The sequence below is a fragment of the Streptomyces sp. NBC_01352 genome (assembly GCF_036237295.1).
GTDB lineage: Bacteria > Actinomycetota > Actinomycetes > Streptomycetales > Streptomycetaceae > Streptomyces > Streptomyces plumbiresistens.
Genome location: NZ_CP108354.1, coordinates 6,267,705 through 6,290,922, shown reverse-complemented (window position 1 = coordinate 6,290,922; position 23,218 = coordinate 6,267,705). Strand labels below are relative to the sequence as shown.

Below are 23,218 nucleotides of genomic sequence, written 5' to 3'. Positions count from 1 at the left end.
GCAGCCGCGTACTGATGGGTAGGGGCCGCACCGAGGAAAGTTACCGGGGGTACGACATAGGCTGCGCACGTGACGGAGAAGCGCGAATACCGCATGGAGGAACTGGCACGACTGGCCGGCATCCCCGTACGCACCCTGCGCTTCTACCGCGAACGCAAACTCATCGCACCGCCCCGCCGCGAGGGCCGTATCGCCTGGTACGACGACCACCACCTGGCCCGCCTGCGCACCATCGCGGCGCTGCTGGAACGCGGCCACACCCTCAGCAGCATCGCGGAGCTGGCGGAGGCCTTCGAACACGGCCGCAACGTCGGCGAACTCCTCGGCATGGACACCCCCACCGAGGAGGAACCGGTCCGCCTCACCCCCGAGGAACTCGCCGCCCGCTTCGAGGGCGAGGTCACCCCCGAGAACTTCGCCGCCGCCCTGGAGCTCGGCTACCTCGGCACCGACGGCGACGAGATCGTCCACATCAGCCGCCGCCTCCTGGACGTCTCCTCGGCCCTGGTCCGCGAGGGCATCCCCCTGGCCGAGGTCCTCGACGCGGGCAAACGCGTCCGCGAACACACCGACGCCCTCGCCGAACTCTTCGCCGAGGTGATCCTGCGCCACGCCCCAGCGGAAGACCTCCAACGCCTGCGCCCCCTGGCACGGAGCGTGGTGGAGGCGGAGCTGTCGCTGGCGATGGACCGGCGGATGCGGAAGCGGGACTAGAGGTCAACGGGACTAGAGGTCAACGGGACTAGAGGTCGTAGATCACGGTCACCGGCGCATGGTCGGACCACCGCTCGTCATGCGTGGCCGCGCGCTCGACGTATCCCTTGACCGCCTTGGCCGCGAGACCCGGCGTCGCCACTTCGTAGTCGATGCGCCACCCTGAATCGTTGTCGAAAGCCCGCCCCCGGTACGACCACCAGGTGTACGGCCCCTCGACGTCCGGGTGCAGCGCCCGCACGACGTCGACGTACCCGCCCTCCGCCGGGTCGAAGACCCGCCCCAGCCACTCGCGCTCCTCCGGCAGGAACCCGGAGCTCTTCTGGTTCGCCCGCCAGTTCTTGAGGTCGGCCTGCCGGTGGGCGATGTTCCAGTCGCCGCAGACGAGGACCTCGCGGCCGTCGGCGGCGGAGCGCTCGCGCAGGTCCTTGAGGTGGGCGAGGAACTCGTCCATGAAGCGGACCTTCTCGTCCTGGCGCACGGTGCCGACCTCGCCGGAGGGCAGGTAGAGGGAGGCGACGGTGACGCCGGGCAGGTCGGCCTCGACGTAGCGCCCGCTGCCGTCGAACTCGGCCGAGCCGAAGCCGACCCGGACGCGGTCCGGCTCGCGGCGCGTATAGAGGGAGACGCCGGCGCGGCCCTTCGCGGCGGCGGGTGCGTGGACGACGTGCCAGCCGTCGGGCGTACGGACGTGCTCGGGCAGCTGCTGCGGCTCCGCGCGCACCTCCTGGAGGCAGAGCACGTCGGCGGAGGTCTCCGCGAGCCACTCCACGAAGCCCTTCTTCGCGGCGGCGCGCAGTCCGTTCACATTGGCTGAAGTCACAGTGAGCACCCCGGCACGATACCGGCACACTGGACCGAGTCCTTGTTCGAGTATGAATTAATATACGGTGATCAGTATGAATTTCCGCCGCGTTCCCTTCGACCACCCGGACGCCGTCAAGCTCAACGACCAGGTCCAGGCCGAGTACCACCTGCGCTACGGCGACGGCGGCGACGCCACGCCCCTGGACCCGTCGGACTTCGACCCGCCGAACGGCATCTACCTCATCGCGTACGACGAGGACGGCACCCCCGTCGCCACGGGCGGCTGGCGCTGCCAGGACACCAACGGCGAGGGCAACCTGGACGGGGACGCCGAGGTCAAGCGGATGTACGTCATAGACGCGATGCGCGGTCGCGGCCTGGCCCGCCGCATGCTGGCCGCGCTGGAGGAGGACGCCCGCGCCGCCGGCCGCAGACGCATGGTCCTGGAGACCGGCACCGAGCAGCCGGAGGCCATCGCCCTCTACACGTCCAGCGGGTACGAGCCGTGCGGCAAGTTCGGCTACTACCGGCACTTCGAGTCGAGCCGGTGCTTCGCCAAGGAGCTGTAGCGCCGCCCAGTCGTCATGAGGCTGCCGCCGCCCTGTACGGCGGCGGTCACTCGGCCCCGGCGGCTTCCTCGGCGATCTGCTCGAACCGTGCGCCCATGGCCTCGGAGAGGGCCCGGGCCGCCGAGAGCGGACGGACCATGACCATGATGTCGTCGATCCTGCCGTCCTCGTCGAAGTGCAGGAGGTCGCAGCCCGTGAGCTGCTTGCCGTCGACGGTCGCGGTGAAGACGAAGGCGTGGTCGCGCCCGTCGGGGTTCGCGATCTCCCGGGTGTAGGTGAGGTCTTCGAAGACCTGCGACACGGCGCGCAGGATCGCGGCGGTGATCGCCCTGCCCTCGTACGGCTTGAAGACGACCGGACTGGTGAAGACGACGTTCTCCGCCAGCAGGGCGGCCACCGCGTCCATGTCGGCGGTCTCGACGGCTCTCCGAAAGGGATGCACGAGATCCTCCACCTCTCCCCAGGGATTCGACGCCTCGGTCGCCAACGGGCGGGCCTGAAAGGGCGATTGGCGAGGCGAAACACGAAGATCCCGCCCGATCGGTCAGATCGGACGGGATCTCGTCAACTGCCCCCGGGTTACCCCGGAACAGTCGTTGCGGTGGACCTGTGGGGATTTGAACCCCAGACCCCCTCGATGCGAACGAGGTGCGCTACCAGACTGCGCCACAGGCCCTTGCAACGAGTGAAACTCTAGCATCCCCGTCCGGGTGCTTGGAAATCCGTTCCCGGGCTGGTCAAACACCTCGGGTCACTCGTTCGCGGCGCGCGGCCGGTCCCCGTCCTCGTACTGGTCGAACAGCGGCGTACGGCCACGCTCACGGGCGCGGCGGGCGGAGGCGGCGCGACGGGCGTCACTGCGACCGTCGGCCGCCGGTTTGTCGTCCGCGTCGGCGGCCTGTTCCTCCGCTCCCGCGTCCCGCGCACCGGGCCGCGCCTCCTGCTCGGGCGTGACGGCGCTGGACCGCGCCGAGCTCCACGCGTCCGGCGCCCCGAGGTCCACGTCGGAGGTGGCCCGCGGAGCGACCGGCGCGGTCACGTACGTCGGCAACGGCACCGGCACCGGGTCCCAGCTGTCACCGTGCGCGGGCCGCTGCTGGCGCTCCCGCTGCTGGTCGACCCACTCCGCGTGGTCGGTCTGCTCGACGAGCGCACGCCGGTCCGCGGCGAGCGCCGACATCCCGGGGTCCGTCTCCGGCTCGGGGCCTTCGTCCGGCTCCTCGGAGTCGGCGCCGGCGTCGACGGCGGCGCGGCGGCGGGGCTGGCGGGTGCGCTCGCGCAGTCGCTGCGCGGCGGCCTCGGCCTGGCGCCGGTCCATCTGGTAGGCGAAGCGTCTGCGCTCCTGGGAGCGCAGGTACGCGATGTACCCACTGAGCAGGACGGCGGGCACGCCGGGCGCCCACAGGAAGGCGAGCCCGCCGACCGCGGCGACGATCGCGCCGAGCGAGAAGGCGATGAAGAGCATGACCGTCGTACGCCGTCGGCGCGCGAGCACCTTCGTACGCCGGGCGCGCGCCGCGGCCGCTTCTTCGGAGGGCGTGCGCCGGGGAACCGGTACGCGCTTGCGCGCGGGCGGCGCGCTGTCGGATGCGCGCGCCGGCTCGCGCACCTGCTCACGAACCTGTTCGCGCTCCGGTTCACGAACCTGTTCGCGTACCTGTTCCTGCCGTGCGGGCGCCTGTGCCTGTGCCTGGACCGTCGCTTGCGCCTGTGGCCGGGTCGGAGGCATGGCGAAGGCCCGGACGTCCACCGAATCGGTGACCGCTCCCGGGTCCAGGGCGCTGGGCTCCCCCTCTTCGGTGGAGCGCGCCCGCAGGTCCTTGGCGTATCGGCGCTCCATCCCCGCCCGTCCGGACAGCAACCGGATGGCTGTGCTGAAGCGTTCCGTCGGACGGGCCTCGTTCAGCTCGTCCTGCCTACGGAGCCACATCGGCACCAAGTAGGCGGCCCAGGCCCCGACAATGACTGCGTAGATGAGGCCGCTGCTGCTCACGCCTCACACGGTAGAGGGGTTTGCGTGAGGCCATCTGCCAATTGAGCCGGTGTGTCGCACGATCTGGCTGATATTTCGAGCTTTTTTTGTGACCGATGCGATCAACAGGTCGTCCAGGTAGCGAATTCAACGCCCCGAGGCGGTCATCCGCCGATCAATTTCGAACACTTATTCAATTTCCCGGCTATGCGGGATTGTCGTGGGGCGTGCTCCTGGATCGTGCCCGCTGCCAGCGCCTCAGCAACCCGTCGGGCACCTCTTCCGCGGTGAGTGCGAAGACGAGGTGGTCGCGCCAGGCGCCGTCGATGTGGAGATAGCGCGGACGCAGCCCCTCCTCGCGGAATCCGAGTTTCTCCACGACCCGGCGACTGGGCCCGTTCTCGGGGCGAATACAGACCTCGATGCGGTGCAGTCCGACGGCTCGGAAACAGTGGTCCACGACGAGTGCCACGGACGTCGGCATCACTCCGCGGCCGGCCACCGACTCGTCGACCCAGTAACCGACATGGCCCGAGCACATCGAGCCCCAGGTGATTCCGGCGACGGTCAGCTGTCCGACCAACCGTCCCTGGTACTCGATGACGAACGGGAGCATCCGGCCCGCGTTCGCCTCGGCCCGCAGATGCCGGACCATCTGGCGGTAGGTCGGCCGGTGCGCGATGGGCCCGCTGGGCGTGGGCGGCGGGATCGTCGCCTCCCAGGGCCGCAGCCAGTCCCGGTTGCGCCGGTTGACCTCGCGCCAGGCCCGCTGGTCGCGCATCTTTATCGGCCTCAGGACGACATCGCCGTCCACGAGCACGACGGGCCAGGATGGGCTGTTCAGCTCGCACCCCCACTACTGGCGGCGGGTCTGGGGTGATCGCCGCCGCGGATCTGGTCGACGGCGTGCGCCAGCAGGGGCTCCAGGACGGCCAGTCCGTCCTTCACCCCGCCGGAAGAACCCGGCAGGTTGACGATCAAGGTCCGCCCGGCCACTCCGGCCAGGCCCCGGGAGAGCACCGCCGTCGGCACCTTCTCCCGTCCGAACGCCCGGATGGCCTCCGCGATGCCCGGCACCTCGTGGTCGATGACCCGGCGGGTCGCCTCGGGGGTGCGGTCGGTGGGTGAGATGCCGGTGCCGCCGGTGGTGACGATCACGTCGTACCCCGCGTCGACGCCGGCGCGCAGGGCGGCCTCCACGGGGTCGCCGTCGGGCACGACCTGCGGGCCCTCGACGGTGAAGCCGAAGCCCTTGAGGCCGTCGGCGATCAGCGGGCCGCCCTTGTCCTGGTAGACCCCGGCGGCGGCCCGGTTGGATGCGGTGACCACGAGGGCGCGATACGTCATGCCCGGCTCCAGTCGCCCGACTTGCCGCCCGTCTTCTCTTCCACCCTGACGTCCGTGATGACCGCTCCCTTGTCGACCGCCTTGATCATGTCGATCACGGTGAGCGCGGCGACGGAGACGGCGGTGAGGGCTTCCATCTCGACGCCCGTGCGGTCCGTCGTCTTCACCGTGGCCAGGATCTCCACGGCGTCGTCCGCGACTCTCAGGTCCAGTTTCACACCGGACACCGACAAGGGGTGGCACAGCGGGATCAGATCAGGGGTGCGCTTGGCGCCCATGATGCCCGCGATCCGCGCGGTGGCCAGGGCGTCGCCCTTGGGGACGCCCTCGCCGCGCAGCAGCTCGATCACGCGGGGCGAGACCAGGACGCGGCCGCTGGCGCGGGCGGTGCGCGCGGTCACGTCCTTCCCGGACACGTCGACCATGCGGGCCGCGCCCGCCTCGTCGATATGGGTCAGTCGGTCCTGCGCAGAAGGTCCGGGGGTCTCCCCCCGGGAAGGCACTGTCATGCTGTGTGGCGCTCCCGGTCCGGGCCCGGCGCGGTGCGGCGCGTGGGCCTGCTGTGCGCGACACGGTACCGCCAACCTGGAGTGCTCAGCCGAGCAGGACGACCTCGACCTCGGTGCCGGGCTCCACGGACTCCACGTCCTCGGGGACGACGATCAGCGCGTCCGCGTGCGCGAGGGCCGCCACCAGGTGCGATCCGGCGCCGCCGACGGGGGTGACCGCGCCGTCGGCGTACGTCCCGCGCAGGAACTGCCGGCGGCCCTTCGGGGAGGTCAGCGCCTTGCCGGTGGTGAGGGTCGCCGTCGTGGTCGGCCGGTGGACGTCGTCGAGCCCCATCAGGGTGCGGATCGCGGGGCGGACGAACAACTCGAAGGAGACGTACGACGACACGGGGTTGCCGGGCAGGGCCAGCAGCGGTGTGTGGTCGGGGCCGATGGAGCCGAAGCCCTGGGGCTTGCCGGGCTGCATGGCCAGCTTGCGGAACTCGATGCCGCTGCCGGGCTCGTCCTCGTCGCCGACGTACGACAGCGCCTCCTTGACGACGTCGTACGCCCCGACGCTCACGCCGCCCGTGGTGACCATGAGGTCGGCGCGGACGAGCTGGTCCTCGATCGTCGACCGGAGCGTCACGGCGTCGTCGGCCACGGCGCCGACCCGGTAGGCGATGGCGCCGGCGTCGATGGCGGCGGCGGTGAGGGCGAAGCTGTTGGAGTCGTAGATCTGGCCGCTGCCGAGTTCCCCGCCGGGCTGGACGAGTTCGCTGCCGGTGGACATGACGACCACGCGCGGGCGCGGGCGTACGCGTACGGTGGCGCGGCCGATCGCGGCGAGCAGCGCGATCTGCGGCGGGCCGAGGACGGTGCCCGCTTCCAGGGCGCGGTCCCCGGCCCGCACGTCACTGCCCTTGGCGCGCACGTGCGCGCGTGCCTCGGCCGGCCGGTACACCTGCACGTGTCCCTCGGCGCCGTCGGGTGACAGGGCGCGGGCGCGCATCCCGGTCACCGGGCCCTCGCCGAGGCCGCCGTCGGTCCACTCCACGGGAACGACGGTCTCGGCGCCGGGCGGCAGCGGGGCGCCCGTCATGATGCGGGCGGCCTGGCCGGGCCCCACGTGCAGCAGGTCGGCCTGGCCCGCCGCGACGTCCCCGACGACCTCCAGGGCCGCCGGGAACTCCTCGCTCGCGCCCGCGACATCCGCGACCCGCACCGCGTACCCGTCCATGGAGCTGTTGTCGAACGGCGGCAGGGAGACCGGCACCGTGACGTCCTCGACCAGGACGCAGCCCTGGGCGTCGAGGAGTTGCAGCTCGATGGGTTCGAGGGGGCGGACGGTCGCGAGGATGTCGTCCAGGTGCTCGTCCACCGACCACAGCTGGTCCTGGCCGGTGGTGCGGGGCGCGGCGCTGCTCAACGTTGCTACATCTCCTCGGCTACGTAACTGCGAAGCCAGGTCCGGAAGTCCGGGCCCAGGTCCTCACGTTCGCATGCGAGTCTGACAATGGCACGCAGGTAGTCGCCGCGGTCGCCGGTGTCATAGCGGCGGCCCTTGAAGACGACGCCGTGCACGGGGCCGCCGACCTTCTCGTCCTCGGCGAGCTGCTGGAGGGCGTCGGTGAGCTGGATCTCGCCGCCGCGGCCGGGCTCGGTCTTGCGGAGTATGTCGAAGATGTGCGGGTCGAGGACGTAGCGGCCGATGACCGCGTAGTTGGACGGGGCGTCCGCCGGGTCGGGCTTCTCGACCAGGCCACTCACCTTGACGACGTCGCTGTCCTCGGTCTCCTCCACGGCCGCGGAGCCGTAGAGGTGGATCTGCTCGGGGGCGACCTCCATGAGGGCGATGACGCTGCCGCCGTGCTGCTCCTGGACCTCGACCATCCGCTTGAGCAGCGGGTCGCGCGGGTCGATCAGGTCGTCGCCGAGGAGGACCGCGAAGGGCTCGTGGCCGACGTGCGGGGCGGCGCACAGCACTGCGTGGCCGAGGCCCTTGGGGTCGCCCTGGCGGACGTAGTGCATGGTGGCGAGGTCGCTGGACTCCTGCACCTTGGCGAGCCGGTCGGCGTCGCCCTTCTTCTGAAGAGCCGATTCAAGCTCGTAGTTGCGGTCGAAGTGGTCCTCGAGGGGGCGCTTGTTGCGGCCTGTGATCATGAGGACGTCGTCGAGGCCGGCGGACACGGCCTCCTCGACCACGTACTGGATCGCCGGCTTGTCGACGACCGGCAGCATCTCCTTGGGAGTGGCCTTGGTGGCCGGCAGGAACCGGGTGCCGAGACCTGCTGCGGGAATGACAGCCTTGCTGATCCGAGGGTGCGACTGAGTCATGCCCGCAACCTTATCCGGTGTCTTTGCAGGGAATCTGAGGCTCCGGTTAATTGGCTCTCATATGAGCGTATTGGAAGGATACGGGTGCAACCTTTGAGTCCCGTCGAACGTCCGGCCGAGCCTGACAAGCGTATGTTGCGGCAAGAGATCCTCGCTGTGAGGAACAGGTTGACGGCCGATGACGTGCGGGAAGCCGCCGTCGCGCTGGCCGGGCGGGCGCTGGAGCTGCCCGAGCTGGCGCGGGCGCGCACGGTGGCGGCGTACGTCTCCGTGGGGAGCGAACCCGGGACGCTCGCGCTGCTGGACGCGCTGCGCGCGCGGGGCGTGCGGGTCCTGCTTCCGGCGCTCCTCCCGGACAACGACCTGGACTGGGGGGCGTACACCGGGGAGGGCTCCCTCGCGCGCGTCCAACACGGCTCGAAGATGGCCCTCTTCGAGCCCACCGGGCAGCGTCTGGGCCCGGACGGAGTGGCCTTGGCCGACGCCGTGCTGCTGCCGGGCCTGGCGGTCGACGCGCGCGGGATGCGTCTGGGGCGCGGCGGGGGGTCGTACGACCGTGTGCTCGCCCGTCTGGAGCGCGTGGGCGTACATCCCGCGCTGGTGGTGCTGCTGTACGACTCCGAGGTCGTCGAGCGCGTGCCCGCCGAGGCGCACGACCGGCCGGTGGACGCGGTGGTGACGCCGTCGGGGGTGCGGCGCTTCCGGCACGGTTCCTGAAACGCGGAACGGCCCTCCACGCGCGCGTGGAGGGCCGTTCGGACGATGTCGCGTCAGCCGCTCGGCTTCAGTTCCAGCGTGTCGCTCGTGTTGTCGTCGACCGCCTTGGACGAGAAGGACCAGTCCAGCAGTTCACCCTTGACCCACTTGCCCGTCTGGTCGATGTAGTGGGCGCTGTAGGCGTGCCCGGAGGCGCCGGTGAGGTTGATCCACTTCGACTTGTCGAGGTCGTCGAGGTTGACCACCATGCGCATCGACGGCACCCAGACGACGTCGTAGCCGCCGGCCGCGTTCCAGCCGGTCGCGTTGACCGCCGCCTCGCCGCCGCCGAGCTTCCAGGGGCCGCGGTTGAGCATGTACTGCAGGAAACCGGGGCCGTCGGTGCCCAGGGTCTGGTTCTTCAGGAACAGGCGGTGCAGCCGGCCCCAGCTCCAGGTGTCGATGTCCTTGCCGAGCTTGGCGGTCAGCTCCCAGCGGGCGTCGATCATGGCGCGCTCGAACAGCTTGTCGCGGTTCTTGGCGGCGCCGATGCGGTTGCGCGACTCGGGCGTCGTCCACCAGTCGCTCTTCTCGTCGTCCATCAGGTTGCGGACCACCTCGAACCAGCGGTCGCCGCCGTCGGGCTGCGCATCGTCGGCGTCACGCTGACCGCACTCGAGCACCTTGCCGGTCTCGTCGACGGGTGCGGTGGTGCTGACCGGATCGACCCACAGGCACTGTCCCTCGACCCGCAGCTCCTTGGGCAGCTTGTTGCCGAAGGCGAGCTTGAGGATGTTGCGCCAGACCGAGTTGAAGTACGCGGCCGCCGCCGAGTCGGCGTCCTGGGTGTAGTCCCAGCCCTCGAGGAGTTCCTGGGCCTCGCGGACGTCGGGGTCGTCGACGTTGATCTTCAGCAGCTTGGGCACCAGCAGCTTGGCGATCTCGCTGCTGTTGTCGAGCTGCATCTGGCGCATGTCGTCGGTCGAGATCTTGCCGCCGCCCTTGATCTTCGACTCGATCAGGTCGGTGATGCGCTGGCTGCGGGTGCCGTAGCCCCAGTCCGTGGTGAGCGTGTAGGGGTACTTGTCCTTGTCGATCACGGCCTGGTTGGCGGTGACGATGTAGCCGCGTTCCGGGTTGTACTCGTAGGGCAGCTCGTCCTGCTTGATGTAGCCGGTCCACTCGTACTTGGAGTCCCAGCCCGGCGCCGGGATGGAGCCGTCGTCGCCCTTCGCGCGCGTGGGGATCTTCCCGGGCAGCGTGTAGCCGATGTTGTCCTCGGTGTCGGCGTAGACCAGGTTCTGCGAGGGCACGTCGAACAGGGCGGCGGCCTTGCGGAAGCCGGTCCAGTCGCTCGCCTTGTCCATCGCGAAGACGGCGTCCATGGAGGTGCCCGGATCCAGCGCGGTCCAGCGCAGCGCGATGCCGTAGCCGTCTCCGCGGTCGGGTGCGGAGGTGCCGACGGTGGCCTTCTTGCCGACCTTCACCAGCTCGTCGTTACGGTCGGACAGCAGGGGTCCGTTGTTGGTCTCGCGGACGACGATCTTCTTGGACTCGCCGCCGGCGACCTTGATGGTCTCCTCGCGGGTGGTGAAGGGCTTCACCTTGCCGTCGTACAGGTAGCCGTCGCCGGAGAGCTTCTCCAGGTAGAGGTCGGTGACGTCGACACCGGAGTTGGTCATGCCCCAGGCGATGTCCTGGTTGTGGCCGATTATCACGCCGGGCATTCCGGCGAAGGTGTAGCCGCTGACGTCGTACTGGCACTTGCTGGAGACGGTGCGGCAGTGCAGGCCCATCTGGTACCAGACGGACGGCAGCGAGGCCGACAGGTGCGGGTCGTTGGCCAGCAGCGGCTTGCCGGTGATGGTGTACTTCCCGGCCACCACCCAGGAGTTCGAGCCGATGCCGTTGCCGTTCACGCCGACGGCCGTGGGGACGTCGTCCAGGACGTTCTGGAGGCCCGACAGCTGGCTCTCCAGGGCGGAGCCGGCCGTGGACGACTGGGTGCCCGTCGCGGTGCCGCCGGCGCCGCTCGTGGAGGTCTCGTCGCCGGACGTGCCGCCGCTTCCCTCGAAGGTCCCGGTGAGCTCGTCGTACTGGCCCTGCTGGACGATCGTCCGGTTCCGGCTGTACGGGTACTGCGGGTACAGGTCGGCGATCTGCTGGGGGCCGAGGCGGGTGGTCATCAGGGCGCGGTCGATCTCGTCCTGCATGTTGCCGCGCAGGTCCCAGGCCATGGCCTTCAGCCACGCGACCGAGTCGACCGGGGTCCACGCCTCGGGCTTGTAGTCGTTCTCGAAACCGAGGGCCGCGTACTCCAGGGAGATCTCCTTGCCGTCCTTGCCCTGGAGGTAGGCGTTGACTCCCTTGGCGTACGCCTGGAGGTAGTTCTTCGTGGACGCCGACAGCGTCTTGTCGTACTCCTCCTTGGCGACCCGGTCCCAGCCCAGGGTGCGCAGGAACTCGTCGTTCTTGACCTGGCCCTTGCCGAACATCTCCGACAGGCGCCCGGAGGTCATGTGTCGGCGCACGTCCATCTCGTAGAACCGGTCCTGCGCCTGGACGTAGCCCTGCGCCATGAACAGGTCCGCGTCGGAGTCGGCGTAGATCTGCGGGATGCCGTAGCCGTCGCGCTTCACCTCGACCGGCCCCGACAGGCCCTCGAGCGTGATCGAGCCCGCCGTCTGCGGGAAGGAGGCACGGACGGTGCTGACGGACCAGTACGCCCCGTAGGCGACGCCTCCGATGATGGCCAGCACCAGCACGAGGACGAACAGGCGGGCTTTGCGCCCCTTTTTCCTGCCGGACTTGCCGGGCTTCTGGCCCGAAGAGGCGGTGGTGTTGGGGGGCATCGCTGTCCTTGCTGTCCTAACGCGAGCGGCAGGGCGGGCTGTGCTTTTGACTGAACGCTGGAGCAACCATAGGCGCAGCACCCAGGGGCCCTTGACGCGGAGTCGGGAACCAGAACGGACGAACGTTCGCTCACACCTCGGGGAGCGTCAAGAAATCGTCAAGAGTTAGGTAAGGTAACGAAGTACTTGGGTGCGGAGAACCGCCGCTTCGTGTCCTATGTACGTGAGCTCCCGCGCGCGTGAAGCGCGGAAGCCAGGGAAGGGAACGGCCGCTGACTGTCCACGACCTCAACCAGCTCCTGCTCGTCTGCTCGCTCGTCCTGCTCGTCGCCGTGGCAGCGGTCCGGATCTCCTCGCGCAGCGGGCTCCCCAGCCTGCTCGTGTACCTGGGGATCGGCATCGCCATGGGCCAGGACGGCATCGGCGACATCCACTTCAACAACGCCGAACTCACCCAGGTCATCGGATACGCGGCCCTCGTCGTGATCCTGGCCGAGGGCGGCCTCGGCACGAAGTGGAAGGAGATCAAGCCGGCCCTGCCGGCCGCCTCCGCGCTGGCGCTGGTGGGGGTCGCGGTGAGCGTGGGGGTCACCGCGACGGCCGCGCACTATCTGATCGACCTGGAATGGCGCCAGGCGCTCATCATCGGCGCGGTGGTGTCCTCGACGGACGCCGCGGCGGTCTTCTCGGTGCTGCGGAAGATTCCCCTCCCCGCGCGCGTGACGGGCACCCTGGAGGCCGAGTCCGGCTTCAACGACGCTCCCGTGGTCATCCTGGTGGTCTCCTTCTCCACCGCGGGCCCGGTCGAGCACTGGTACCTGCTGATCGGCAAGATAGTCCTCGAACTGGCCATCGGCGCCGCCATCGGCATCGCGGTGGGCTGGCTGGGCTCCTGGGGCCTCAGGCACGTGGCGCTGCCCGCCTCCGGCCTCTACCCGATCGCCGTCATGGCGATCGCCGTCACGGCGTACGCGGCGGGCGCGATGGCGCACGGCAGCGGCTTCCTCGCCGTCTACCTCGCCTCGATGGCGATGGGCAACGCGAAGCTGCCGCACTGGCCCGCCACCCGCGGGTTCGCCGACGGGCTCGGCTGGATCGCCCAGATCGGCATGTTCGTCCTGCTCGGCCTGCTGGTCACCCCGCACGAGCTGGGCGACGACATCCTGCCCGCGCTGGCCATCGGACTGGTCCTGACGATGGTGGCCCGCCCGCTGAGCGTGGTGCTCTGCCTCACGCCGTTCCGGGTGCCGTGGCAGGAGCAGACCCTCATGTCCTGGGCCGGACTGCGCGGCGCCGTGCCCATCGTTCTCGCGACGATCCCCATGGTGGAGGGCGTCGAGGCCAGCCGCCGGATCTTCAACCTGGTCTTCGTCCTGGTCGTCGTCTACACCCTCGTCCAAGGGCCGACCCTGCCGTGGCTCGCCCGCAAGCTGAGTCTGGGCGGGGACGCGGAGGCCGCCGACCTCGGCATCGAGTCGGCTCCCCTGGAGCGGCTGAGCGGACACCTGCTGTCCGTCGCGATCCCCACGGGGTCGAAGATGCACGGCGTCGAGGTCGCCGAGCTGCGTCTGCCGGCCGGGGCCGCGGTCACCCTGGTCGTACGCGAGGGAAAATCGTTCGTTCCGCTGCCCACCACCGTGCTGCGACGGGGCGACGAGCTCCTCGTGGTCGCCACCGATCCGGTCCGGGACGCGGCCGAACGGCGGCTGCGCGCCGTGGGACACGGCGGCAAGCTGGCCGGGTGGCTGGGCACCGACGGCGACGACACCGGACGTTAAGGGCGCGTTTCACACGGTTCACACCCCCGCCCATCGCAGGTGAACGCACTCATGGTGCTCGTTTTCACAGGCCCACCAGGCTTGATCCCTGTATGATGAAGGCGCATTCCGATCGAACCACCTCTGCCTGACGCAGTGCTGGCGCGACCGTATGGCGGCCGGGGCGCCCCCGCAGTGGGCGACGGCATCTACCGCAGTCGGCGCAAGAGGACAGCTCTCGGTGCCGCCCCGGACAATGGGGGCCGCGCTACCAGGCGGCAGAAAGGCACGGGCCGTGGCATCCACGGTCACCTCCCGTCCCGGCTACGGGCAACTGCTGCGCACGCGCGGCGCCTGGACGTTCCTGCTCCCCGGCTTCGCGGCACGCCAGCCGTTCGGGATGCTCACCGTCTCCATCGTGCTGCTCGTGCAGCACACCACCGGTTCGTACGGCTCGGCCGGCGCCGCCGCGGCCGTCACCGGTGTCTCCATGGCACTGTTCGCGCCCTACACCGGCCGGCTCGCCGACCGCTACGGACAGCGCGCCGTACTCGTCCCGGGCGTGCTCGTGCACTCGCTGTCCGGCCTGGTCCTGACCGTGCTCGCGCTGTCCCACGCGCCTCTGTGGGCGCTGCTCGTCGCCGCCGTACCCACAGGCGCCTCGCAGCCGCAGATCGGCCCCATGGTGCGGGCCCGCTGGGGCGTGAAGCTCAAGGACTCAATCCTGATGTCCACCGCGGCCGCGTTCGAGTCCGTCACCGACGAGCTGACCTTCGTCGTCGGCCCGCTGCTGGCCACCGCTCTGTGCACGGCCGTCCACCCGGCCGCGGGCCTGGTGACCGAGGCATCGCTCACACTGATCGGCGGTCTGCTGTTCGCCGCGCAGAAGAGCACACAGCCGCCGGTCGCCGTCGACGGGCACGCACGCGTGGAGCACGGTTCCGCACTGCGCATCCCCGGGGTGCGGGTCCTGATCGTGGCCTTCCTCGGCATCGGTTCCGTCTTCGGCGGTATGCAGGTCTCGCTGGCCGCGTTCTCCGAGTCGATCGGCGAACCGGGCATGAACGGCGTCCTGTACGGCACCTTCGCCGCGGGCAACATGCTCTCCGGCCTGGTCTGCGGCGCCGTCGCCTGGAAGGTCGCCCCGCAGCGGCGCCTGGTCGTCGGGTACGTCGCCCTCGCGCTGACCGCGTCCGGCCTGTGGGCCGCCGACTCGGTGCTCGTCCTGGCCGGCCTCGGTCTGCTCGTGGGGATGTGCATCGCGCCCGCCCTGATCACCGGCTACACCCTGGTCGAGGGCCTGGTTCCGGCCGGCGCCCGCACCGAGGCCTTCACCTGGCTGACCGGCGCGGTCGCGCTCGGCCAGGCGGCGGGCGTCACGGTCGCCGGACAGCTGGAGGACGGCTTCCGGGAGGGCGCCGGGTTCCTGGTGCCGATGGGTGGCACGCTGCTCGCCCTGGCGACCGTGCTGGCGCTGCGCTCACACCTCGCGGTGCGGCCGCACAGCCGCACCGTCGCACGTGGCGTCGGTCACCGCGTGCCGGTGGCAGTGGACTGATCCTCGGGAATACGTCACTATGGACCCTCGTTAGCACTCATTGAGTGAGAGTGCCAGGAGGAAGACAGTGCCCACCTACCAGTACCAGTGCACCGAGTGCGGCGAGGGCCTCGAGGCGGTGCAGAAGTTCACCGACGACGCCCTTACCCAGTGCCCCAGCTGCAGTGGACGCCTGAAGAAGGTGTTCTCCGCGGTGGGCATCGTCTTCAAGGGCTCCGGCTTCTATCGCAACGACAGCCGCGGCTCGTCGTCGAGCAGCGCGCCGGCATCCGCGAAGTCGTCGACGTCCTCGGACTCGAAGTCCGACTCGTCCGCCTCGACCTCGTCCTCGTCTTCTTCGTCGTCCTCGGACTCGAAGCCGTCGAGCACCGGCACCTCGTCCAGCAGCAGCTCGGCCGCGTAAGGCGTACAGCTCGCTCACGAAACCCCGCCCTCGTACGACGGCGGGGTTCTCGTTGTTCCCGAACCCGTGCCCTGGGTTCCCGACCCCGTGCTCCGGGTTCCCGAACCCGTGCTCCGGTCCCCGACGACGCCGGTTAGTGTGCTGGTCATGGCGAACGCAGAGATCGGCGTAATCGGCGGCTCCGGCTTCTATTCGTTCCTCGACGATGTGACCGAGATCCAGGTGGACACCCCCTACGGGCCGCCCAGCGACTCCCTCTTCCTCGGCGAGGTGGCCGGCCGGCGCGTCGCCTTCCTGCCCCGGCACGGCCGCGGCCACCATCTGCCGCCGCACCGGATCAACTACCGCGCCAACCTGTGGGCGCTCAGGTCGGTCGGCGTGCGCCAGGTCCTCGGCCCGTGTGCGGTGGGCGGTCTGCGCCCGGAGTACGGGCCGGGCACGCTGCTGGTGCCGGACCAACTGGTCGACCGTACGAAGTCCCGGGCCGGCACGTACTTCGACGGGCTGCCGCTGCCGGACGGCGCGGTGCCGAACGTGGTGCACGTGTCCCTGGCCGACCCCTACTGCCCGACCGGGCGGGCGGCCGCGCTGAAGGCGGCCCGCGGACAGGACTGGGAGCCGGTGGACGGCGGCACGCTGGTGGTGATCGAGGGGCCGCGCTTCTCGACCCGCGCCGAATCGTTGTGGCACCAGGCACAGGGCTGGTCGGTGGTGGGCATGACCGGCCATCCGGAAGCCTCTCTCGCCCGTGAACTCGAGCTCTGCTACACGTCGATGACCCTGGTCACGGACCTCGACGCCGGCGCCGAGACCGGTGAGGGCGTCTCCCACGACGAGGTGCTGCGGGTGTTCGCGGCCAACGTGGACCGCTTGCGGGGCGTGCTGTTCGACGCGGTGGCCGCGCTTCCCTCGATCGAGGAGCGGGACTGCCTGTGCACGAACGCGCTGGGCGGGATGGATCCGGGGTTCGCGCTGCCGTAGCGCAGGGGGCGGCGGCCGCGTCGCAGCGGCGGAACTTCTCGTTCGGGTGAGGGAGTTGTCCACAACCCGCCAGTAGCGCACCGGCCTCAGCGGGAATCCGCGCGAAGCCTCATCGTGGCATCGCAAGCCGATCCCTCGTCGCAGGTGGTGGTTCCCATGCCCTACGCCCCTTCTCCCTCCTCCCCTTCTCCTTCCTCTCCCTCTCCCTCCTCTCCCGTCTCCTCCTCTTCCTCTCCTTTCTCCTCTCTCGTCTCCCCGCGTCCGCTCGGCACGGACGCTCCCCCCACGTGCGAGGTACCGCACTTCGCCCCCGTGCGGGTTCGCGGCGGGCGCTATCAGCTGCGGCGGCTCGTACGGCAGCGGAGGCGGGCCGTGGCGGTCGGCCTGGCCGTCACCGCGGCCGCGCTCGTGGCGGCGGGCCCGCGCGACACGGAGCGGACCCGCGGGCATCCGCAGGCCGATCCCGTACGGGAACGCCGTGCCGTGCAGACCGTGACGGCGCCGGTACGGATCGCCGACGGGGCCACGGTCCGGCTGCTGCGGCCCGGCGACCGGGTGGACGTCATCGCCGCCGAGGAGACGGCGACCGGAGGCGACGCGCGGGTGGTCGCGCGCGGGGCGCGGGTGACGAAGGTGCCGGAGCCGCTGGACGGCGCGACCGAGGGCGGGGCGCTGGTCGTGCTCTCGGTGCCGCGCTCCACCGCGGCGAGCCTCGCCGGCGCGAGCACGACGGCCCGGCTGGCGGTGACGCTGTGCTGAGCCGCGCGCTTGCCGCCCTGCCCGCATTCCCGTCAAGTCCCTCGTTGGAGCTGCCCAATTGGACACGGTTGCCTTGTCCTGACGTAGGTTGCGGAGCTGTTTGTTCCACAACCTGTGCGTGCGAGGAGAGTCCCCTACGTGAGCGAGAAGAAGCCGAGCGTCCTGGAAGGCTTCAAGACCTTCCTGATGCGCGGGAACGTTGTCGATCTGGCAGTGGCGGTCGTCATCGGCGCCGCCTTCACCAACATCGTCAACTCGGTGGTGAAGGGGCTCATCAACCCTCTGGTCGGAGCGATCGGCACCAAGAACCTCGACAGCTACAGCTCCTGCCTGAGCGACAACTGCCAGGGCGAGGAGGGCATCCAGATCCTGTGGGGCTCGGTCCTCGGCGCGACGCTCACGTTCGTGATCACCGCGGCCGTCGTCTACTTCCTGATGGTCCTGCCCATGTCGAAGTACCTGGCACGGCAGGAGGCACGCAGGAAGGCGAAGGAGGGCGCGCAGGAGGTCGTGGAGCTGACCGAGCTGGAGGTGCTCAAGGAGATCCGCGACGCGCTGCTCGCACAGCAGCGGCAACGCGGCTCGGGCCACGACGAGCAGTAACGGCGGTGCGGCGGGCGGGCTGTGGCCCGCCCGGCTCACAGGTGGTGCGGCGGCTTCTCGTCGAGGAAGCGCCTCAGGTCGGCCGCGCTGTCGGTGCCGGGTCGCTCGCCCCACCCCTGGTCCGTGTCGTCCGAGGACTGCTGGTCCAGCGGGTCGTCGAAGATCAGCGCGGGCTTCGGCTCGCGCGGCTCAGGCTCGGGGGCGGTGGTCATGCGTCCAGGGTACGGCCCCGGGACTTCGGACCCTCGCCGGGTTGTGAATCCGTTCACAAGAAAAGCGGCGCGCTATCTGCTGTGCTGGGTCTCATGACTTCCAGTTCCCAGGGCCCCTTGCGCAAGCTCACCGCCCGCGGCCGCGACGAGGCGCACCGGGCCGCCTCGGCGCTCGAGCTCTTCTTCGACCTGTGTTTCGTCGTCGCGATCGCCCAGGCGGGCATCCAACTGGTGCACTCCGTGGCGGAGGCGCACGCCGCCGAGGGCATCCTCAACTACGCGATGGTCTTCTTCGCCATCTGGTGGGCGTGGATGAACTTCACCTGGTTCGCCTCGGCGTACGACAACGACGACGCCCTGTACCGGGTCGTGACCCTGGTCCAGATCGCCGGTGTCCTGGTGCTCGCGGCCGGGGTCTCCCGGGCGTTCGAGGACCACGAGTTCCTGGCCATCCTGGTCGGCTACGTGATCATGCGGCTCGCCCTGACGGCACAGTGGCTGCGGGTGGCCCGGTCGAGCGAGGGCGCGGAGCGAACGATGGCCCTGCGGTACGCCGGTGGCGTGCTGCTCTGCCAGGTCGGCTGGCTGGGACTGCTGGTCCTGCCCGAGGGGGGTCGGCCCTGGGTGTTCCTGGTCATGGCGGTTCTAGAAATGTGTGTGCCGCTCTACGCCGAGAAGGACCACCCGACGACCTGGCATCCGCACCACATCGCGGAGCGGTACGGGCTGTTCACGATCATCGTGCTCGGTGAGACCATCGCCGCGGCCACGGTCGCCGTGAAGTCCGGCTTCGACGAGAGCGACGTGCTGGACGAGCTGGTCCCGATCGCAGCCGGCGGTCTGCTGATCATCTTCGCCGCCTGGTGGATCTACTTCGTGGTGCCCATCCACGGCCATCTGCGCTCCAGCAAGCAGGCGTTCGTGTGGGGCTACGGCCACTACCTGGTCTTCGCCTCGGCCGCGGCGATCGGCGCCGGCCTCGAGGTCGCGGTCGAGCAGGCGATCGGCAAGGCGCACATCTCCACGCTCGCGGCGTCGGCGGCCGTGACGCTGCCGACGGCCCTCTTCCTGCTCACCGTCTGGGCGCTGCACGCGCGCCACTTCAAGGTGGGCACGGCCCAGCAACTGGTCCTGCCGACCACGGCACTGTTGGTGATCTGCTGCAGCTTCCTGGGCGACTGGGCAGTGCTCGCGGCAGGCGTCGTCATGGCGGGCGCGGTGGCGGTCGGCACGACGCTGACGGCGCGGATGGCCGCCCAGGAGAACGAGGACAGTGGGGACAGCGGGGAGAGTGGGGGCAGCAGACAGGCGGCCCCGGTGGTCTGACGTCACTGGAGCCAGAGCCGGAGCCGGAACCGGAACCGCAACCGCAACCGAACCGGAACCAGGCCCGGTGGCGTGACGGAGCCGGGACCGGGCCCGCTACCTGGACGACACTGGCCCCATGACAGTTGACGCACTGACGGACGTCGCCGGTGTGCGCGTGGGGCACGCCACCCGCACCGGCGACGGTTGGCTCACCGGCACCACGGTCGTGCTCGCCCCGGACGGCGGCGCCGTGGCCGCCGTGGACGTGCGGGGCGGCGGACCCGGCACCAAGGAGACCGACGCCCTCGACCCGCGCAACGTGGTGCAGAAGGTCGACGCGATCGTGCTGACCGGGGGCAGCGCGTACGGGCTCGACGCGGCGTCCGGGGTGATGGCCTGGCTGGAGGAGCAGCGGCGCGGGGTGCGGGTGGGTCCGGACCCGGCGCATGTCGTGCCGGTGGTGCCGGCCGCCTGTGTCTTCGACCTGGGGCGCGGCGGCGACTTCCGGGCCAGGCCGGACGCGGCCACCGGCCGGGCGGCTGTCGAGGCGGCCGCGGCGAGCGAGCCCGGCGCACGGGTGCGGGAGGGATGCGTGGGCGCGGGTACGGGCGCCGCGGCCGGGCCGATGAAGGGCGGCGTGGGCACCGCGAGCATCGTCCTCGATTCGGGGATCACGGTGGCCGCGCTGGTGGTGGCCAACGCGGCGGGATCGGTGACGGATCCGGAAACGGGGGTGCTGTACGGGGAGTTGTTCCAGGGGCGGGTGACCTACCCGGAGCCGCGCGTGCACGACGCCGCCCGCCTGCGCCTCGCCGACCTCGCGGCGAAGAGCGCGCCTCCCCCGCTCAACACCACGCTCGCGGTGGTCGCCACCGACGCGGACCTGTCGAAGGCGCAGGCGCAGAAGGTGGCCGGCACGGCCCACGACGGCATCGCGCGGGCCGTACGGCCGGTGCATCTGCTGCACGACGGCGACACGGTGTTCGCGCTGGCGACCGGGGCCCGCCCGCTCGACACCGAGCGCCCCCTCCCGCTGAACGAGATCCTCGAGGCGGCCGCGGACGTGGTGACCCGCGCGGTCGTGCGGGCCGTACGCGCCGCCGAGTCGGTGGACGGGCCGGGCGGGGTGTGGCCGTCGTACGAGGAGTTGTACGGGGGCCGGTGACGCGAAATGTGTCCTGGTTCTGTCACGTGATGGCGTTCACGGCGGTGTGTGGGAACCCGACCACCGACCGATCCCCTCTTTCTCCACGGACCGGAGCGGATCGAACACACCACCTGAACCTGGAGCAGCTCGTGACAACGCCGGACAAAGCAGCGCGGCGCGTACTCGGGGCCTGTGCCGCCCTGATGGTCGGCGCCCTCACCCTCACCGCGTGCGGTGGCGGCACCGATGCCGGGAAGGACGACAGCAAGGGCGGCGGGGACTCCGCCACGGCCTCGGCGGCGAAGATATCCATCTCGGCCAAAAACGGCTCGACCGGTGCGTCTATCAACACGACCGGAGTGCAGGTCAGCGACGGGAAGCTGACGGACGTGAAGATGACGGTGGCGGACGCCGGGACGGCCGTACCGGGGGCGATATCCGCCGACGGAGTCAGCTGGAAGCCGAAGGAGCAGCTGGAGCGGGGGACGAAGTACGAGATAACGGCGAGGGCGAAGGACGCGAACGGGCGGGCCACGGCCGCCGAATCGGCCTTCACCACCGTCAGCCCGGCGAACAGCTTCATCGGGACGTACACGCCGGACGAGGGGACGACGGTCGGTGTCGGGATGCCGGTGTCGTTCAACTTCGACAAGGCGATCAGCGACAAGAAGGCCGTGCAGTCCCACATCACGGTGTCGTCGGACACCGGGCAGGAGGTGGTCGGGCACTGGTTCGGGGCGCAGCGCCTCGACTTCCGGCCCGAGGAGTACTGGAAGGCCGGCTCCAAGGTCACGATGAAGATCGACCTGGACGGGGTCGAGGGCGCGAACGGCGTCTACGGGGTGCAGAAGAAGACGGTCAGCTTCACGATCGGGCGCTCACAGGTCTCCACGGTGGACGTGAGCAAGCAGACCATGACGGTCGTGCGGGACGGCAAGACGCTCAGGTCGGTGCCGATCTCGGCGGGCAGCCCGGAGTTCACCACGTACAACGGGCAGATGGTGATCTCCGAGAAGTTCACGAAGCTGCGGATGGACAGCAGGACGGTCGGCCTCGACAACGCGTACGACATCCCGGACGTGCCGCACGCGATGCGGCTGACCCAGTCGGGGACCTTCATCCACGGCAACTACTGGTACAACAAGGGCAACCCGCCCTTCGGTCGCGAGGGCACCAGCCACGGCTGCGTCGGCCTCCAGGACGTGCAGGGCGCACAGGGTGACACTCCGGCCAAGTGGTTCTACGACAACTCGATCCTCGGGGACGTCGTGATCGTCAAGAACTCCCCGGACAAGACGGTCTCGCCCGACAACGGGTTGAACGGCTGGAACATGGCGTGGAACGAGTGGGTGGCGGGGAGCGCCGAGTGAGCGCGGCCCGTCGCCGCAAGTAGCGTCTGACCGGCACTTTTTGACGAATGATCGGGCCGCGTGGGAACTTTCCCCGCGGCCCGCGCGTTTTTCGGGCGTACGTTTTCTCGGTTCCCGGACATGATGTCCGACCGAGGGGCTACGGTATGCACCCACAAGGTGACATGCAGCAACGCCGGGAGAAACCTTGAGCGTTCCGTACGAGACGGCAGCGTACGAACCACCCGAGTCGCCCGAGTCTCCGGAGGAGCATCTCGCGCGGCTCCTCGGCCGTGCCCTGAACTCCTTCGAGCTGCCCGACGAGACGATCCAGCGGCTGGACTGCGCGCTGGCCCACGACAGTTCGCTGCACTCCGCGCACCACAGCGCGGGGCTGCACCGCGAGACGTACCGCCACACCTGGCTGCTCGCCGACGGCTCGGCGCTCACGCTGTGGGAGCTCGTCCACAACACCGCCCCGGGCAGCGCCCCGCAGCACGAGGTGTATGTGGACGAGGAGGAGCTGCGCGCCGCCACCGCGCGCCTGCCCCTGCCGGCGGACGCTCCGGACTTCGAACTGCCGGTGATGGTGCAGCTGTCGCCGATCCCCACGCCGCGGCACGCGTATCTGCCCGACGACTCGGCGGACCACGCGCGCCGGGTGCTGCGCCGGGCGGAGAACACGGACCGGCCGGACGCGGAGACGGCCGCGCTGCTGAGCACCGCGTTCGCGCACCAGATCACGCAGGCCTTCGGGCGCCCCAGCCGCACCGGCCGGGCCGGCCTGTCCTTCGCGCTCTACGAGCACGCGTTCCTGCTGCGTGACGGAGCGGAGGTCTCCCTCTGGGAGGTCGAGCACACGGCGACGCCGGACGGGCGGCACATGTGCGAGGTGTACGTCAGCGAGGACGCGGCCAGGGACGCCATGGAGCGACGGGCGACGCAGGTCTCCTGAGCGGAGTCACCTGAGGGGCGGAGTCACCTGAGCGGGACTCCGGATCAGCTCCGCCGAGCGGTCCGAGCGCGGGTCAGCGGCCGGCGCTGAGCCGTCGTACCAGTCCCGCGAACGCGTCCGCTTCCGCCGGGGTCAGTTCCACTGCCTCCCGCTGCGGGCCCACCCGCCGCTGGTGCGGCAGTCCGGGCAGGCCCTGGGCCCGCCACAGGGCCGCCTCGACGCGGCCGCGGCGCAGCATGAAGACCAGGCCGGCCACCCATGCGACGGCCACCAGGACGAGGAAGGTCATACCAAGCAGCTGGTAGACCGAGACGTGCTCAGGCATGCGTTCCAGTAGACACCACGGTCCGGGACCGAAGTCCCGGACCGTGACGTATCTCGCATGTGCCGTGAACAACTCACAG

Annotated in this window: 24 protein-coding genes and 1 tRNA gene; 13 read left to right on the top strand and 12 right to left on the bottom strand. The window is 70.2% G+C overall.

What is annotated here, in order from left to right; genetic code table 11:
- Window positions 1-93: 93 nt before the first annotated feature.
- Entirely contained in the window at window positions 94-714 is a 621-nt protein-coding gene (locus tag OG252_RS29380) for a MerR family transcriptional regulator (protein ID WP_266448393.1), read from the top strand.
- Window positions 715-742: 28 nt separating this feature from the next.
- Here OG252_RS29380 and OG252_RS29375 read toward each other — a convergent pair whose 3' ends face one another.
- Window positions 743-1,546 carry an exodeoxyribonuclease III gene (locus tag OG252_RS29375; protein ID WP_329339864.1) on the bottom strand — a complete coding sequence of 268 codons (804 nt, stop codon included), beginning with the start codon at window positions 1,544-1,546 and terminating at the stop codon, window positions 743-745.
- A gap of 67 nt (window positions 1,547-1,613) precedes the next feature.
- Here OG252_RS29375 and OG252_RS29370 point away from each other — a divergent pair, with 67 nt between their 5' ends.
- On the top strand, window positions 1,614-2,090 hold the full coding sequence (locus OG252_RS29370; RefSeq protein ID WP_329339862.1) for a GNAT family N-acetyltransferase: 477 nt from the start codon (window positions 1,614-1,616) through the stop codon (window positions 2,088-2,090).
- 46 nt (window positions 2,091-2,136) lie between these two features.
- Here the strand turns inward: OG252_RS29370 and OG252_RS29365 are convergent, their stop codons facing one another.
- The 8 genes from OG252_RS29365 to galU all read right to left on the bottom strand — a co-directional run bounded on the left by OG252_RS29365 (window position 2,137) and on the right by galU (window position 8,234).
- Entirely contained in the window at window positions 2,137-2,532 is a 396-nt protein-coding gene (locus OG252_RS29365; RefSeq protein ID WP_329339861.1) for a nuclear transport factor 2 family protein, read from the bottom strand.
- Between the two features lie 160 nt (window positions 2,533-2,692).
- Window positions 2,693-2,766, bottom strand: a tRNA-Ala gene (locus OG252_RS29360).
- A 75-nt stretch (window positions 2,767-2,841) separates the two neighbouring features.
- The gene (sepX, locus tag OG252_RS29355) at window positions 2,842-4,083 is read right to left on the bottom strand and encodes a divisome protein SepX/GlpR (protein WP_329339859.1); all 1,242 of its coding nucleotides are present in this window, start codon (window positions 4,081-4,083) and stop codon (window positions 2,842-2,844) included.
- 184 nt (window positions 4,084-4,267) lie between these two features.
- A complete protein-coding gene (locus OG252_RS29350) occupies window positions 4,268-4,882 on the bottom strand; it encodes a GNAT family N-acetyltransferase (protein WP_266438176.1) in 615 nt (204 codons plus the stop codon).
- Window positions 4,883-4,902: 20 nt separating this feature from the next.
- On the bottom strand, window positions 4,903-5,409 hold the full coding sequence (locus OG252_RS29345) for a MogA/MoaB family molybdenum cofactor biosynthesis protein (protein ID WP_329339857.1): 507 nt from the start codon (window positions 5,407-5,409) through the stop codon (window positions 4,903-4,905).
- On the bottom strand, window positions 5,406-5,918 hold the full coding sequence (gene moaC, locus OG252_RS29340; RefSeq protein ID WP_266438171.1) for a cyclic pyranopterin monophosphate synthase MoaC: 513 nt from the start codon (window positions 5,916-5,918) through the stop codon (window positions 5,406-5,408). Before moaC ends, OG252_RS29345 begins: the two co-directional genes overlap by 4 nt.
- Window positions 5,919-6,003: 85 nt before the next feature.
- Window positions 6,004-7,326 carry a molybdotransferase-like divisome protein Glp gene (gene glp / locus OG252_RS29335; RefSeq protein WP_329339855.1) on the bottom strand — a complete coding sequence of 441 codons (1,323 nt, stop codon included), beginning with the start codon at window positions 7,324-7,326 and terminating at the stop codon, window positions 6,004-6,006.
- Window positions 7,327-7,331: 5 nt separating this feature from the next.
- The gene (gene galU / locus OG252_RS29330) at window positions 7,332-8,234 is read right to left on the bottom strand and encodes a UTP--glucose-1-phosphate uridylyltransferase GalU (RefSeq protein ID WP_266438166.1); all 903 of its coding nucleotides are present in this window, start codon (window positions 8,232-8,234) and stop codon (window positions 7,332-7,334) included.
- Window positions 8,235-8,366: 132 nt separating this feature from the next.
- Between galU and OG252_RS29325 the strand changes: the two genes are divergently transcribed.
- Window positions 8,367-8,951: a 5-formyltetrahydrofolate cyclo-ligase gene (locus tag OG252_RS29325; RefSeq protein ID WP_329339854.1), complete on the top strand. Its 585-nt coding sequence runs from the start codon at window positions 8,367-8,369 to the stop codon at window positions 8,949-8,951.
- Between the two features lie 53 nt (window positions 8,952-9,004).
- On the opposite strand, the gene OG252_RS29320 is transcribed toward OG252_RS29325, so the two are convergent.
- Window positions 9,005-11,782 (bottom strand): penicillin acylase family protein, encoded by a 2,778-nt coding sequence (locus tag OG252_RS29320; RefSeq protein ID WP_329339853.1) that lies wholly within the window; start codon window positions 11,780-11,782, stop codon window positions 9,005-9,007.
- A gap of 239 nt (window positions 11,783-12,021) precedes the next feature.
- Here OG252_RS29320 and OG252_RS29315 point away from each other — a divergent pair, with 239 nt between their 5' ends.
- The 6 genes from OG252_RS29315 (at window position 12,022) to mscL (ending at window position 17,843) form a co-directional block, all read left to right on the top strand.
- Window positions 12,022-13,560: a potassium/proton antiporter gene (locus tag OG252_RS29315; protein WP_266438161.1), complete on the top strand. Its 1,539-nt coding sequence runs from the start codon at window positions 12,022-12,024 to the stop codon at window positions 13,558-13,560.
- A gap of 274 nt (window positions 13,561-13,834) precedes the next feature.
- On the top strand, window positions 13,835-15,097 hold the full coding sequence (locus tag OG252_RS29310) for an MFS transporter (RefSeq protein WP_329339851.1): 1,263 nt from the start codon (window positions 13,835-13,837) through the stop codon (window positions 15,095-15,097).
- A gap of 67 nt (window positions 15,098-15,164) precedes the next feature.
- On the top strand, window positions 15,165-15,500 hold the full coding sequence (locus OG252_RS29305) for an FmdB family zinc ribbon protein (protein WP_307675405.1): 336 nt from the start codon (window positions 15,165-15,167) through the stop codon (window positions 15,498-15,500).
- A gap of 147 nt (window positions 15,501-15,647) precedes the next feature.
- The gene (locus OG252_RS29300) at window positions 15,648-16,481 is read left to right on the top strand and encodes an S-methyl-5'-thioadenosine phosphorylase (protein ID WP_266438152.1); all 834 of its coding nucleotides are present in this window, start codon (window positions 15,648-15,650) and stop codon (window positions 16,479-16,481) included.
- 156 nt (window positions 16,482-16,637) lie between these two features.
- Window positions 16,638-17,240 carry a hypothetical protein gene (locus tag OG252_RS29295; protein ID WP_329339846.1) on the top strand — a complete coding sequence of 201 codons (603 nt, stop codon included), beginning with the start codon at window positions 16,638-16,640 and terminating at the stop codon, window positions 17,238-17,240.
- A gap of 138 nt (window positions 17,241-17,378) precedes the next feature.
- Window positions 17,379-17,843 carry a large conductance mechanosensitive channel protein MscL gene (gene mscL / locus OG252_RS29290; RefSeq protein ID WP_266438148.1) on the top strand — a complete coding sequence of 155 codons (465 nt, stop codon included), beginning with the start codon at window positions 17,379-17,381 and terminating at the stop codon, window positions 17,841-17,843.
- Window positions 17,844-17,878: 35 nt separating this feature from the next.
- Here mscL and OG252_RS29285 read toward each other — a convergent pair whose 3' ends face one another.
- The gene (locus OG252_RS29285) at window positions 17,879-18,055 is read right to left on the bottom strand and encodes a hypothetical protein (protein WP_266438146.1); all 177 of its coding nucleotides are present in this window, start codon (window positions 18,053-18,055) and stop codon (window positions 17,879-17,881) included.
- A gap of 93 nt (window positions 18,056-18,148) precedes the next feature.
- On the opposite strand from OG252_RS29285, the gene OG252_RS29280 reads away from it, so the two are divergent.
- From OG252_RS29280 to OG252_RS29265, 4 genes are all read left to right on the top strand, one after another.
- Window positions 18,149-19,381: a low temperature requirement protein A gene (locus OG252_RS29280; RefSeq protein ID WP_329339843.1), complete on the top strand. Its 1,233-nt coding sequence runs from the start codon at window positions 18,149-18,151 to the stop codon at window positions 19,379-19,381.
- 118 nt (window positions 19,382-19,499) lie between these two features.
- The gene (locus OG252_RS29275) at window positions 19,500-20,528 is read left to right on the top strand and encodes a P1 family peptidase (RefSeq protein WP_266438143.1); all 1,029 of its coding nucleotides are present in this window, start codon (window positions 19,500-19,502) and stop codon (window positions 20,526-20,528) included.
- Between the two features lie 131 nt (window positions 20,529-20,659).
- The gene (locus OG252_RS29270; protein WP_329339841.1) at window positions 20,660-21,880 is read left to right on the top strand and encodes a L,D-transpeptidase; all 1,221 of its coding nucleotides are present in this window, start codon (window positions 20,660-20,662) and stop codon (window positions 21,878-21,880) included.
- Between the two features lie 187 nt (window positions 21,881-22,067).
- Window positions 22,068-22,814 carry a DUF6227 family protein gene (locus OG252_RS29265; protein WP_329339839.1) on the top strand — a complete coding sequence of 249 codons (747 nt, stop codon included), beginning with the start codon at window positions 22,068-22,070 and terminating at the stop codon, window positions 22,812-22,814.
- A 73-nt stretch (window positions 22,815-22,887) separates the two neighbouring features.
- On the opposite strand, the gene OG252_RS29260 is transcribed toward OG252_RS29265, so the two are convergent.
- Window positions 22,888-23,139 (bottom strand): hypothetical protein, encoded by a 252-nt coding sequence (locus OG252_RS29260; protein ID WP_266438136.1) that lies wholly within the window; start codon window positions 23,137-23,139, stop codon window positions 22,888-22,890.
- Window positions 23,140-23,218: the final 79 nt, after the last annotated feature.